This window comes from Sphingobacterium sp. NGMCC 1.201703, from assembly GCF_047784615.1.
GTDB lineage: Bacteria > Bacteroidota > Bacteroidia > Sphingobacteriales > Sphingobacteriaceae > Sphingobacterium.
Window position 1 is genome coordinate 57,105 of the sequence record NZ_JBLOHD010000004.1, and the last position, 13,797, is coordinate 70,901.

The 13,797-nt window shown below is 39.9% G+C and carries 9 protein-coding genes; 5 read left to right on the forward strand and 4 right to left on the reverse strand.

What is annotated here, in order from left to right:
- Nucleotides 1–4: 4 nt before the first annotated feature.
- The 4 genes from ACK8HY_RS08780 to alaS form a co-directional block, all read right to left on the reverse strand.
- A complete protein-coding gene (locus ACK8HY_RS08780; protein WP_416133378.1) occupies nt 5–1,342 on the reverse strand; it encodes a dihydroorotase in 1,338 nt (445 codons plus the stop codon).
- A gap of 276 nt (nt 1,343–1,618) precedes the next feature.
- A complete protein-coding gene (locus tag ACK8HY_RS08785) occupies nt 1,619–2,314 on the reverse strand; it encodes a response regulator transcription factor (RefSeq protein WP_077438355.1) in 696 nt (231 codons plus the stop codon).
- Between the two features lie 102 nt (nt 2,315–2,416).
- Complete coding sequence (locus tag ACK8HY_RS08790) at nt 2,417–3,514, reverse strand: TlpA disulfide reductase family protein (RefSeq protein ID WP_077438356.1); 1,098 nt, start codon at nt 3,512–3,514, stop codon at nt 2,417–2,419.
- A gap of 264 nt (nt 3,515–3,778) precedes the next feature.
- Nucleotides 3,779–6,394 carry an alanine--tRNA ligase gene (alaS, locus tag ACK8HY_RS08795; protein ID WP_416133379.1) on the reverse strand — a complete coding sequence of 872 codons (2,616 nt, stop codon included), beginning with the start codon at nt 6,392–6,394 and terminating at the stop codon, nt 3,779–3,781.
- Nucleotides 6,395–7,032: 638 nt separating this feature from the next.
- On the opposite strand from alaS, the gene ACK8HY_RS08800 reads away from it, so the two are divergent.
- The 5 genes from ACK8HY_RS08800 to ACK8HY_RS08820 all read left to right on the forward strand — a co-directional run bounded on the left by ACK8HY_RS08800 (nt 7,033) and on the right by ACK8HY_RS08820 (nt 13,756).
- Nucleotides 7,033–7,881, forward strand: a complete 849-nt coding sequence (locus ACK8HY_RS08800; RefSeq protein ID WP_077438358.1) for a universal stress protein — start codon at nt 7,033–7,035, stop codon at nt 7,879–7,881.
- 23 nt (nt 7,882–7,904) lie between these two features.
- Nucleotides 7,905–8,747, forward strand: a complete 843-nt coding sequence (locus tag ACK8HY_RS08805; protein ID WP_077438359.1) for a universal stress protein — start codon at nt 7,905–7,907, stop codon at nt 8,745–8,747.
- Nucleotides 8,748–8,837: 90 nt separating this feature from the next.
- On the forward strand, nt 8,838–10,175 hold the full coding sequence (locus ACK8HY_RS08810; protein ID WP_416133380.1) for an OmpA family protein: 1,338 nt from the start codon (nt 8,838–8,840) through the stop codon (nt 10,173–10,175).
- 144 nt (nt 10,176–10,319) lie between these two features.
- Nucleotides 10,320–11,651: an OmpA family protein gene (locus tag ACK8HY_RS08815; protein ID WP_077438361.1), complete on the forward strand. Its 1,332-nt coding sequence runs from the start codon at nt 10,320–10,322 to the stop codon at nt 11,649–11,651.
- 251 nt (nt 11,652–11,902) lie between these two features.
- Nucleotides 11,903–13,756: a DEAD/DEAH box helicase gene (locus ACK8HY_RS08820; protein ID WP_077438362.1), complete on the forward strand. Its 1,854-nt coding sequence runs from the start codon at nt 11,903–11,905 to the stop codon at nt 13,754–13,756.
- The last annotated feature ends 41 nt before the right edge of the window (nt 13,757–13,797 follow it).

Below are 13,797 nucleotides of genomic sequence, written 5' to 3' on the forward strand. Positions count from 1 at the left end.
GAACTTATCTATTGAACAACAGACGCTCTCCAGCACCTTTCTCAATAATTTGACCTTTGGAAAATGCGACTTTACCAGATACAATGGTATGTTCAATAGTTGAACTAAAGGTGTGACCTTCAAATGGAGACCATCCGCATTTAGAAAGAATATTTGATTTTGAAACGGTATAGGGTTTATTCAGATCCACGAGTACAAGATCTGCCCAATATCCTTCGCGAATATAGCCCCGATCCTCCACCTGAAACAATGTAGCTGTATTATGTGCAGACTTCTGAACCAGTTGCTCCAAGGTCATTTTACCATCTTTAACCATATCCAATAAGGCCTGTAAAGCATGTTGGACCAGCGGGCCTCCGCTAGGAGCTGAAGCATAAGGCTGTGTTTTTTCCTCGATGGTATGCGGGGCATGATCTGTGGCAATTACATCAATATGTCCATCCAATACTGCCTTCAGAATATGATCACGGTCATTGGCCGTTTTAACAGCTGGATTCCACTTGATAAAATTTCCTTTTGTTGCATAATCCTGATCAGAAAACCAGAGGTGATGGATACAGGCTTCCGCAGTGATTTTCTTGTCCTTTAATGGAATATCATTCCTGAATAACGCAATCTCCTTTGCTGTTGATATATGTAAAATGTGTAATCTTGTATCATGCTTTTTGGCCAATTCCACCGCCTTGGATGAAGACAGGTAACAAGCCTCTTCAGAGCGGATCAAAGGGTGCATCTCAATCTTCAACCCATCTTCACCATATTGATCTTTAAATCTTGCCAGATTAGCCTTGATCGTTGCTTCGTCCTCACAGTGTGTAGCGATTAAAGTGGGAGCGTTAGCAAAAATACCTTCTAAAGCCTTTTCATTATCCACCAACATATTTCCAGTCGAGGACCCCATAAATACCTTTATACCACAAACATCACGTGGATTGGTTTTCAATACCTCCTCCAAGTTATCGTTAGCCGCCCCCATAAAAAATGAGTAATTCGCTAATGCATTCTTTCCTGCAATATCGTATTTATCCTGAAGCAATTCCTGCGTCAAGGTATTGGGAACCGTATTGGGCATCTCCATGAAAGAGGTTGTGCCACCTGCGACCGCAGCGCGACTTTCATGCCATATATCCGCTTTATAGGTTAATCCGGGTTCTCTAAAATGAACCTGATCATCAATTAATCCAGGAAACATATGCAGTCCCTCAGCATTGATTTCCTGATCCGCAGGATGGTTTATCTCCTGTGCGATCATTTCGATTCGACCATTGCTGATATATACATCAGCCGTCTCAACTTTACCTTCGTTAACAAGTTGTGCAGATTTTATAAGAATAGATGACATGTTGATCTTTTACTTTGGTATCTGTCAAAAGTAAAGATTTGTTGCCGTGATAGCAAGTTATCTGTTCAAAGAGTTCCCTAAGCCCATTTTGATCGGTCAGCGTATCCATGCTATTAAACAAAGGAAAAATCCGAACTTGAAATAAAATCTATCTGTTTTCACAAACATTAACAACCGCAAAATTTGACTGCAAGCTTCTTTGCGCTCATTGGGGATGGGCTCCTTGATAGCTCAAAAAAATAGAAGCCAATAAAAAAGAGGCCTAAGCCTCCTCTATTATTCTTTATCAAATTTGTACCCCACACCTTTTACCGTGGTGACATAATCATCACCGATTTTTTCACGAAGTTTACGGATATGTACATCGATTGTCCGGTTGGTGACAACCACCGAGTCTTCCCAAATACTTTTTAAAATCTGCTCTCTCGTGAAGACTTTATTGGGTTTGGAAGCTAATAGGTAAAGCAATTCAAACTCTTTTTTGGCAAGCACAATCTTTTGCTCTCCTTTGTAAACTAAGAATGAATCTCTGTCGATAACCAGATCAGCTATCTCGATTTTATCCTGGGCTGTTGAATCAGACTCTTCCGATGCATTTCGTCTCAATATCGCATTGATACGGCTCATTAGCGCGCGGGGCTTGATTGGCTTAGCGATATAATCGTCCGCTCCAACATGAAATCCCGCAATTTCTGAATATTCTTCGCTTCTAGCTGTCAGAAATACCATAAAGGTACTCTTGAATTCAGGCATAGCACGCATAATGCGACAAGCTTCAATACCGTCCATTTTGGGCATCATCACATCCAGGATGATTAGGTCCGGGTTGACCTGTTTGGCAACCTGTATTGCCTCTTCCCCATTTTGCGCTGTAGAGACCTGATAACCTTCACGATTTAAGTTGAATGCAATTAAATCCAAGATATCTTTTTCGTCATCAACAATTAAAATCTTTTGTTTCGAAGAACTCATTTGTCTTATTTTTCTGCTAAAATATGAACAAAATGATAACAATCAGTTAATCTAATGTTACCAAATCATTAAGTAATATTTCAATTAACAATAACACATTGATTACTTAATTGTTTTCTTCAAAAAATCAGCCAGCTCCTCACCACGAAGATTTTTTGCAATGATAATACCATTTGGATCCAGGATATAAGATGTAGGCAAAGCTTTCACACGGTAATCAACTACTATCGGTGAGCTCCAAGCCTTTAAATCAGACACATGTGTCCAAGTCAGCTTATCGTCTGTAATAGCTCGCATCCATGAACCGGGATTATCGTCAAATGAAACGGATAAGATATCGAAACCTTTGGCGTGATAAGCATTATATAGCTTGACAAGATTTGGATTTTCCTGACGACAAGGCATACACCAGGAAGCCCAAAAGTCAACCAGCGTATACTTTCCCTTAAAGCTTGACAACTTCACTTCCTTGTTGGAGGGAGTAAAGGAAATCAACTCCGGCGCCGGCTGCCCAATAGCCATTTTCTTCAACTTTTGAGTTTCCTCTTTAAACTGGGTCACATATCTATTTTCCGTAAATTCATTTTTAATTTTATCAGCATAAGCAATAATCTCAGCCTCTGCCACTTCTGGATCCAGTGTTGAGATCGCATAAAATCCAGCCAAATCATTATGTTTACCGGAAAAATCGACCGCTTTGCGGGTATACTCCCGAAGCTCATTCGCGAATTTAGCTTTATATTCGGCACGGAGTTTTTCTATTTCGTCAGCAGTTGAATTTGCCGTTAATTTAGAAAATACAGTCTGTAGCGAATCTTGCACATAATCACGGTGATTCCTTTCCCTGGCAAATGGTTGTATCGTTTTCGACAATTCAGACCCTTCAACAAGATAATCATTAACATCCTTATGCAAATCCGCTTTGAATGAAATGGTCTCACCCGGAGAAGCGATCAGGTCGTAGCGATTTTTACCGACACGCAGCGACAACAATCTTGATTGGCTTGCCTGACGCACAAACTGAAATTTGTTATTATCGCCAAAGAACATCGAATCAAGTTTGGTATCCCCTTCGTACAAGGAAACAACTTTTATATTACCTGGGTTCTCTATATTTCCTTCAATAGTAAACTGTTCTTTATTCTGGCAACCGAACATCAATCCAACCACGCCAACTATTAAAAAAATTGCCTTTCTCATCTGTATATCGTTTTGTGAGCGCTACAGATCCATCTATAAATAAATGTCATTGCACTCGGTTTCCTTTTAAACAGAAAAAACTATCCTATATATTCCTTTCCCTGTAATGACGCATTCATGATTTGCTCTGCAGCGAATTCTTGAAATCGTTATACCCGGTTTGAATAAATAAGATAGTTTCATATCATAGAATTTTGAGGAGACCCCTGCTCCACTTGAAGCTTATTCAACAAGCACTTAAGTCTCCGGTCTAAAAACTCAAATTTAACCTAAAAATTCCTTCGCACGTTCAATGGCCATTTTCAATCCGGCAGAATTTTTACCACCAGCTGTTGCAAAGAATGGCTGTCCGCCGCCGCCGCCTTGGATATCTTTTGCCAGATCACGAACGATATTGCTTGCGTTTAAACCTTTTTCTTTTGCTAAATCGTCTGAAATCACAACTGTCAGACTTGGCTTGCCATCGAATTCCGCCCCAATAACCAAAAACAGGTTATTAACAGCGCCTTTCAACGCATACGCTAAGGTCTTAACCGCTTCTGCATTCGGAAGATCTACCAATGTTGCCAAGAAGTTAATATCGCCAACCTGTTCGATCTTTGCTTCCAGATCAGATTTCAGAGCCAAAGATTTTTCGGTAATGCTTTTTTCAATTTCTTTTTTTAGGGCACCATTTTCGTCGATGATCTTACCCAAAGCTGACACAAAATCCTTTGGATTATTCATGAGTTCTTTTAAATGCTGTACCAATTCAAAATGCTCACGAATCACTGCAGCAGCGCGCGTACCTGTAATGGCTTCAATACGACGCACACCTGCCGCAACAGCTGATTCAGAAACAATCTTAAAGAATCCAATCTGACCTGTGGCTTTTACATGTGTTCCACCGCATAATTCTTTAGAGAACGAATCTTCAAAAGTGATCACACGCACAAAATCACCATATTTCTCTCCAAACAATGCCGTTACACCTGAATCCAACGCTTGTTGATAAGGCACATTACGTTCTTCTTTCAATGGAATATTTTCACGGATTTTAGCATTTACGATGTCTTCAACCTGCTTGATCTCATCGTCACTCATCTTCGCAAAGTGAGAAATATCAAAACGCAGGATATCAGCATTAACCAATGAACCTTTTTGATTTACATGTGCACCCAATACTTGTTTTAATGCAGCGTGCAATAAGTGCGTTGCAGAGTGATTATTCTCGGTATCCAGTCGTTTGGTAGCGTCTACCTGCGCAACAAAGGTGCCATTCAGATCCAGAGGCAATTTATTGGTAAAATGAACAAAAATTCCATTTTCCTTTTTGGTATCTGTAATATAAATCTTTTCACCTGTTTCTTCTGAGACCAGTTCTCCGGAATCACCGACCTGCCCGCCACCTTCCGCATAAAACGGACTGACGGAAAGTACCAATTGATACTGCTCTTTATTTTTTGCGACAACTTTACGGTATTTTACGATTTCTGTTTTTGCAGTCAAGGTATCATAACCAACAAATTCAAAACCCTCATCATCATTGACAAGAATCCAGTCTCCGGTGTCAATTGCTGTTGCCGCACGCGAGCGATCTTTTTGGATCTGAAGCGCCTGCTTAAAGCCCTCCATGTCAACAGACAGTCCTTTCTCACGCGCCAATAATTCCGTTAAATCGATCGGAAAGCCGTATGTATCATATAATTCAAATGCAAAATCACCATTGATAACAGGATGGTCTTCCACATAATTTTCGAAGCGCTGTACACCTGTGGACAAAGTTCTTAAAAACGAAACTTCTTCTTCTAGGATTACTTTCTGCACAAAATCCTGCTGTTGGATCAATTCATCAAACACGCCACTGAATTGGGCCGCCAAAACTGGAACAAGCTCATTAATAAACGGTGTTTTAAATCCTAAGAACGTATAAGCATAACGCACCGCACGACGCAAAATGCGACGGATGACATAGCCTGCTTTGTTATTCGATGGCAATTGTCCATCTGCAATCGCGAAGCTAACGGCACGAATATGATCCGATACCACCCGCATTGCAATATCTGTCTTCTCATCCAGACCATATTTTATCCCTGACTTTTCCGCAATAAAATCAATGGTCGGTGTAAAAACATCCGTATCATAATTTGAGGTTTTTCCTTGAATACATCTGACAAGACGCTCAAACCCCATACCTGTATCCACATGTTTAGCCGGTAAAGTTTGAAGTGAGCCGTCCTTCAGGCGATTGAATTGCATGAAGACCAAGTTCCAGATTTCAATTACCTGTGGATGGTCTTCATTGACCAAGCTTTGTCCCGAAACCTCTGCACGCTCTTCTGCACTACGCATATCAAAATGGATTTCAGAACAAGGTCCACAAGGGCCAGTCTCCCCCATTTCCCAAAAATTGTCTTTTTTATTACCAAGCAGGATACGATCTTCGGCGATCCACTGTTTCCAGAAATCAAACGCCTCCATATCCCGGTCTAAACCTTCACTTGAGTCGCCCTCAAAAATTGTCACGTATAAACGATCCTTGTCAAGTTTATACACTTCGGTCAATAGTTCCCAGGCCCAGGCAATCGCTTCTTTCTTAAAATAATCCCCAAAACTCCAATTTCCCAACATCTCAAATAAAGTATGGTGGTAGGTATCGATACCAACTTCCTCCAAATCGTTGTGCTTGCCGGAAACACGCAGACAACGCTGTGTATCTGCGACACGTGGAAATTTAATCGGCGCTTCTCCAAGGAATAAATCCTTGAACTGGTTCATCCCCGCATTGGTAAACATCAATGTAGGATCATTTTTTACAACTACTGGTGCTGAAGGTACTATCTGATGCCCTTTACTTTTAAAAAAGTCTAAAAAGGCTTGACGAATTTCTCTACTTGTCATTTAATTATCTAAAAATATGTGCAAACTTACTCAAAATTGGTCTGTTATGCAATGTGGAATACGAGATAATAAGCCCGGCACAGCGTTTTTAGTAATGCCCGATTTCGATATCTGACTGACTTTTCAAACAAAAAAATCAGGACATAAAATTCAGAAGGACAGAATTGTCTAATTTTCGGGATGACAGCGATCACAAATATGCATTAAATACAACATTTTAAAAGCATTAAATGTTAGCCACATTTGTAAGGCTCAGAGGAAAAATAATACGTTAAACAATAAAAACATTTGACTGATCGTCATTCACAATTGCATTTGTTTTATTACATTTGATAGAGATAGGAGATTCTAAACATGAAGACAAGATTGTTTAACTAAAATTCATTCAAATGACTTCCTCATGATCTATTCAAATTAAGTATAGGGATTTCAGAATACAGTCGGAAACAACTTTCACCTGAATCTCGTGCAAAGAAAGAACCCGAATCCGAAATATTTGGATGAACGCTTGGACAGCTGTAAGAAGATAAAATATGTAAAAACTAAATATGACAGCTTCATCATATCGAAACAAACAAACCGAGTGAAACGAGCTCATTTATACCGATGAGAGCAACACTTATAAATAATTTAAACAGATGAAAAAAAACATTCTACTACCGGTAGATTTTTCGGATCATTCTAACAACGCAGTAAAATACGCGGTGGATCTGGCCGCCCAAAAGGGGTATCGTATTCACCTTTATCACAACTACACATCGGCTTCTGCAGTATTTGAAGGAGAAACTGATTCCATTGGAAAGCAAAATCCCCTATTTAAAGCCGATATCCTGATTAAAAACCTTTCAGAGCAGATAAAATCAACGCATGCATCCCTTGAAGTAAGCACCCAGTGCGAACGTGGCATGATCACTGAAACCCTGCCGGACCTAGCTACTCCGGATCGTTTTGATTTTGTCATTATGGGCACAAAAGGTATTACCAATGATGATAGTCAGCTGATAGGCAGCACCACCTATGTGATCAGCAAAAAAGCCAAAATACCGGTTCTGGCCATCCCTACTGAAGCCTCATTTGAACAGATTGATAAAGTTGGCTTATTATCCAATTTCAAAGAGGAAGAAGTGCAAACGGTGCAGGATTTCGTCAATATAATGGGAAAAGAGTTTGAGTTAAAGTTGATGCATGTCCATTATGATCATTCTTCGGAAAATCGCATAGAAGATAAATTGGAAGTATGGAAATATAAAATCAAAAAATATATCGGTGTGACCAATATAGCCATAGAGGTCGATTCCATACAAGGTGACATAGAGGATCTGGACACTGTTCCCGAGGTTATCAACGAAATGATCCACACCGAAAAAATCAAGATATTGCTTGTCACGCGCTCGCGAAAATCCTTTTTTGAACGTGTTTTCACCCGATCGGTAGCAAAAGCATTGTTTAGTCATCCTTTAGTTCCTATATTTTTCACCAAAGCATAAAAGCATAATTAAAGTATATCGCTATGTCTAAATTATTAATCCCTGTAGATTTTTCCGAAAATGCACAAGTCGCCGCAAACTATGCCGCCCAGATTGCTCAGGAAACCCATGATGAAATCACACTCTTCCATTCCTTTACTTCACATAGCAACAAATTCGCAAATGCGAAGCATTTAGTAGACCCCACCGAAGAGAAGGCCCGTCATAAAATGGAGGAACTTGTCGCCGAACTTCTACAAAAATATCCTTCGTTAAAAATTTCGACCTTATTTGACAACGGAATTTTAGCTGAATCATTGGAAAAACAGGAGATAAAAGAGAAGTATCATACTGTGATTATGGGTACAAAAGGAGTCACTGGACTAGAATCCGTACTGATCGGCAGCAACACGTATGACGTCATTAAGGAATCAAAAATACCTGTATTAGCGATTCCAAAAAATGCCGTAAAATTAAAAAAAGATAATATCGCATTATTGACAAATTTTAAACCGGGAGAACTGGAAGTCCTCAAACAAGCAATCCCATTATATGGAAAAGATTTTCATCTACAGCTCATCCATATCAACAAAAACAACCTAGAAATCAGTATTTTAGGACAACAGCTTGAAAAATGGATTGAACAGATCATTGCAGAGACAGGTATTGAAGACATCTCCTATATTGTCAAAGCGCAAAGCTATTTTGCGGGCTCGCGGGAGAACATTGCGAACGGAATACATACGATTATCAGAGATGAAGATATTGATGTGATTTTGATTACGAAAAGTAGGAAAACTTTTTTCCAAAACATTTTTACAGAGAATATTGTTAAGCACATGGCTTTCGAAATTGAGGTGCCAAATTTTTTCGGTCGAGTGGATTGACCAAATAATTTTTGGCAAATTTATTGTAAGAGTAGTCAATGAGTTAATTTAACAAGAATTCTATAGTAGAAAATTTTACAAAAACACATTATGAAAATTAGCCTTAAAAAATCAGGATTACTAGTAGCGGCAGGAATTATCTCAACCGCATCCTTTGCCCAAAGCGCAAAACAGTCATCAATTGAAGGCACTACCCCATTTGGACCAGCAACACAATACAGGACTTGGTCTATTGGTGTAGGAGCAGGTGTAACGAGCTTGCAGAACATTGCGAAATTCAATAATGGAGGTTATGACAAATTGGATTGGAACTTGGGTTACAGCGCCTATATCAAAAAACAAATCTCTCCTTCATTCGGAATTAAGGCAACTTACTTTGGTGGAAAGACCTCCGGTTATGAAAACAGTGATAAACAAACAGGTTTTGAGACAAAGACACCTTGGTCAGTAGCGCTATCCGGGGAATTCATTGCAGCCAATACAAACTGGCGGTTTTTCAATAGTTTCATTAAACCATATGCATCAATTGGTGTGGGGGTAATGAATGCAGAGACAGCGGCAATTGCTGGTGGAAACACAGGGGAATATGGTGATTCGTATTCTAAGATCTATGTACCTGCAGACTTCGGTTTTAAATTTGCCGTGGCGAAAGGCATCAACTTCGAATTGGGTTACCAATTGAACTGGGCAAACCAACGGTTTGATAATAAAGTTGGACCAACTCAACAATACAAAAATGACCTCTTCACCTATGCCCATGCAGGTCTAGAATTCGCGTTGGGTAGTGGCAGCAAACCAGCATTGAACAATTCAAATCCAGTAGCAACCTTAGTGAATGATTACACTGTCAAATACGATGATTTGAAAGCACAGAATGATGCGTTGAACGCTAAAAACCAAGCTTTGCAAAGCCAGTTGGATGGATTGAACAGTGACTTGAAAGACGATGATGGTGATGGTGTAGCTAATAAATACGACAAATGTCCAGGAACACCTTCTGGCGTGCAGGTAGATGGATCAGGTTGTCCAATTACAGTGAAAAACGAAACTAAAGTTGTTGAGAAAGTTGTTGTCACAGAAGCGGACAGAAAAGTAGTTGCTGATGCGATTAAAAACTTAGAGTTCGATTTAGGTAAAGCAACCATCCGCCCGACTTCATATGCAACATTGAATAAAGTTGCGGCATTGTTGATCGAGAAAAACTTTAGCCTAAAATTAGCTGGCCATACAGATAACACGGGTTCACGCGAATTGAATATGCGTTTATCCAAAGAGCGTGCGGAGTCGGTGAAAGCTTACTTGGTATCCCAAGGTGCAAACGCTTCACGTATTGAAGCTACAGGCTACGGTCCTGACCAACCAATTGCATCCAATAAAAATGCTGCCGGTCGTCAACAAAACCGCCGCGTAGAGTTTACACTTTATTAATAGCTAATAAATTACACACAATAAAACGGTATTTTTCAATATAATACCGTTTTATTTAGTCTTTTGTCATATTTTAACTACAAACCGATTGGGAATTTAATTTTTAACCTATTACTTTTGCCTCGGTTTATACAAACAAATTCTATGAAACTAAATTTACAATTAGCACTTGCATTTGCAACTGCAGGCTTATTTGCCAATGCTGCTTTTGCACAAACTTCAAAGGTATCGTCAATCGAAGGTACTACTCCTTTTGGTTCAGCTACACAGTATAGAACATGGTCTATCGGTGTCGGTGCCGGTGTAACGAATCAAACGAATATCGCCGGTTTCAACCGTGCTGGGTACGAAGACCTAGCTTGGAACTTGGGATACAGTGCTTATATCAAAAAGCAGATTTCTCCATCTTTTGGCATCAAAGCCAGCTACTTCGGTGGTAAAACAGGTGGCGCATTTTTAGCAAAAACGGCAGATCAATCCTTCGAAGCAAAAACACCTTGGTCGGCTGCTTTATCCGGAGAATTTCAAGCTGCAAATACCAACTGGAGATTTTTTAATAGTTTCATCAAACCTTACGCTTCAATCGGTGTGGGTGTCATGAACAGCAAAACAACTTTAACGACTGGTTCTACCTCAGTAGAAGCTGATGCTATTTCCAAAATCTATGTACCATTGGATATGGGTTTCAAATTTGCTGTTGCTAAGGGCATCAACTTTGAATTGGGTTACCAATTAAACTGGGTTAACCAAAACTTTGATGGGATCCAAGGCGGTCAATACAAAAATGACCTATTCACTTATATCCATGGTGGTCTAGAATTTGCATTGGGAAGCGGTAGCAAACCAGCCTTGAACAATTCCAATCCAGTAGCCACACTTGTGAATGACTACACTGTAAAATACGATGATTTAAAAGCGCAAAATGATGCTCTTAATGCAAAAAATCAAGCTTTACAAAGTCAATTGGATGGTTTAAACAATGATTTAAAAGATGACGACGGTGACGGTGTAGCAAATAAATACGACAAATGTCCAGGCACGCCTTCTGGTGTACAGGTGGATGGTGCAGGTTGTCCAATTGTCGTGAAAAACGAAACTAAAGTTGTCGAGAAAGTTGTTGTTACAGAAGCGGACAGAAAAGTTGTTGCTGATGCGATCAAAAACCTAGAGTTTGACTTGGGCAAAGCAACTATCCGTCCGACTTCATTTGCAACGCTGAACAAAGTTGCGGCATTGTTGATCGAGAAAAACTTTAGCCTGAAACTAGCCGGCCATACCGACAATACAGGTTCACGTGAATTGAATATGCGTTTATCCAAAGAGCGTGCGGAGTCAGTGAAAGCTTATTTAGTATCTCAGGGTGCGAACGCTTCACGTATCGAAGCAACAGGTTACGGTCCTGACCAACCAATTGCATCCAATAAGAATGCTGCTGGTCGTCAACAAAACCGTCGCGTAGAATTTACACTTTATTAATCGATCCTATTCGATCTATACAGGCCAAAAGGCATCACATTTAAGTGATGCCTTTTTTTCTGATAAGTATCTACCTTCTTTTAAAAGAATATGCTGACACCTGGTCGTGCATGTGAATAAATTTATTGTCCCAGCCCCAGAACATATTTCGATTCCATTAAAAATCAATTATTTAAATCCTTGGATTATTCAAATATTATTTCTACCTTTGCAACGCCTTAGGCAATAGTGCCTATTGTATATAATATTTCATGAACCCATTTTTAGAACTGGGAATCCGTGAGGAAGTTGTTAATGCCATCTCAGAATTAGGTTTCGAAAAACCTTCTGAAATTCAGGAAAAAGCCATTCCTGTTTTATTGACTGGTAACGACGATTTTGTCGGATTAGCCCAAACTGGCACAGGAAAGACCGCGGCATTTGGTCTTCCATTATTAGAGCAATTAGACTTTTCTCAAAAACACCCACAGGCATTAATCCTTTGCCCTACTCGGGAATTATGTTTACAAATCTCAAAAGATTTAGAAAAATTTGCTAAATACGTTGACAACGTACATGTTGTTGCTGTATATGGAGGTGCAAATATCTCAGACCAGCTACGTCAGATCAGACGTGGAGTGCAAATTGTAGTAGCGACCCCGGGTCGTATGTTGGATATCATTGGCAGAAATGCGATTGATTTTTCAAATGTAAAATATGTTGTATTAGATGAAGCGGATGAGATGCTCAATATGGGCTTCAAAGAAGACATCAACAGCATTTTGTCAGAAACTCCTGACGAGAAAAAAACTTGGTTATTTTCAGCGACAATGCCTTCTGAAGTGCGTCGTATCGCAAAGAATTATATGACCGATCCTGTTGAGCTTACTGTAGGTACAAAAAATACCGGTAATGCCAACATTGAACACCACTATTATTTGATCAAAGCAAAGGATAAATATGCTGCGTTCAAACGTATCGTGGATTCAAACCCTGATATCTTTGGTATCGTATTTTGTCGTACAAAAATCGAAACACAGGATATCGCTGAAGCGTTGATCAAAGATGGTTACAATGCAGATTCGCTGCACGGTGACTTGTCTCAACAACAACGTGATAAAGTAATGAAACGTTACCGTGACCGTAGTTTACAATTATTGATCGCAACAGACGTAGCCGCTCGTGGTATTGATGTAAGTGATGTAACTCACGTTATTAACTTCTCTTTACCGGATGAAACAGAAAACTATACGCACCGCTCAGGTCGTACTGCCCGTGCAGGTAAAACTGGTATTTCTCTTTCTTTGGTAAACGTAAAAGAACTTAGCAAAATCCGTCATCTTGAAAAGATTATCGGTAAACCTTTTGAGAAAAAACAAGTTCCTCAAGGTGCTGAAGTGTGTGAAAAACAATTGTTCTCTATCGTTAAAAAGATTGAAAACGTTGAGGTAAATGATGAACAAATCAGTCCATTCTTGCCTGCAATTATGGAAAATCTGGAATCTCTTTCAAAAGAAGATATCATCAAAAGATTTGCATCCCTTGAATTCAACCGTTTCTTGGACTATTACAAAAATGCTCCTGATTTAAATATCGAAGCCCGTGAAGGTTCCCGTGAAGATCGTGGTGACAGACGTGATGGTCGTTCCCGCGAAGGCTCAAAAGGTTATACACGTTTGTTTATGAACTTAGGTTCAGTAGATGAATTCTCTCGTGGAGACATGTTAGGCTTTATCTGTAACAATGCAAATATCTCCGGAAAATCCATTGGTAAGATTGACTTAAAAGGTGTGTTTACATTCTTTGAAGTACAAGATGCTGAAGTAGAGAAAGTATTCCAAGGATTCCAGGGTGTAGATTTCAACGGTCGTCAAGTTCGTATCGAAGTATCTGGTGAAGCGAGAGGTGAAGGCCGTGGTGATCGTGGCAGAAGCCGTGGTGGTGACCGTGGCGGAAGACGCGAAGGTGGATACCGTGGTGGTGATCGCAGCGGAAGACGTGAAGGTGGATACGGAGGCGGAAGACGTGAAGGCGGATTCAGCGGCGAAAGACGTGACCGTGGTGGCAATGGCGGAGGTTTCCGCGATTTCTCAGGTAAACGTAAAGAATCCAAAAGCAAATACTAAATTTAGTATTTAAATAAACGTATGAAGACCCTGATCTGGAA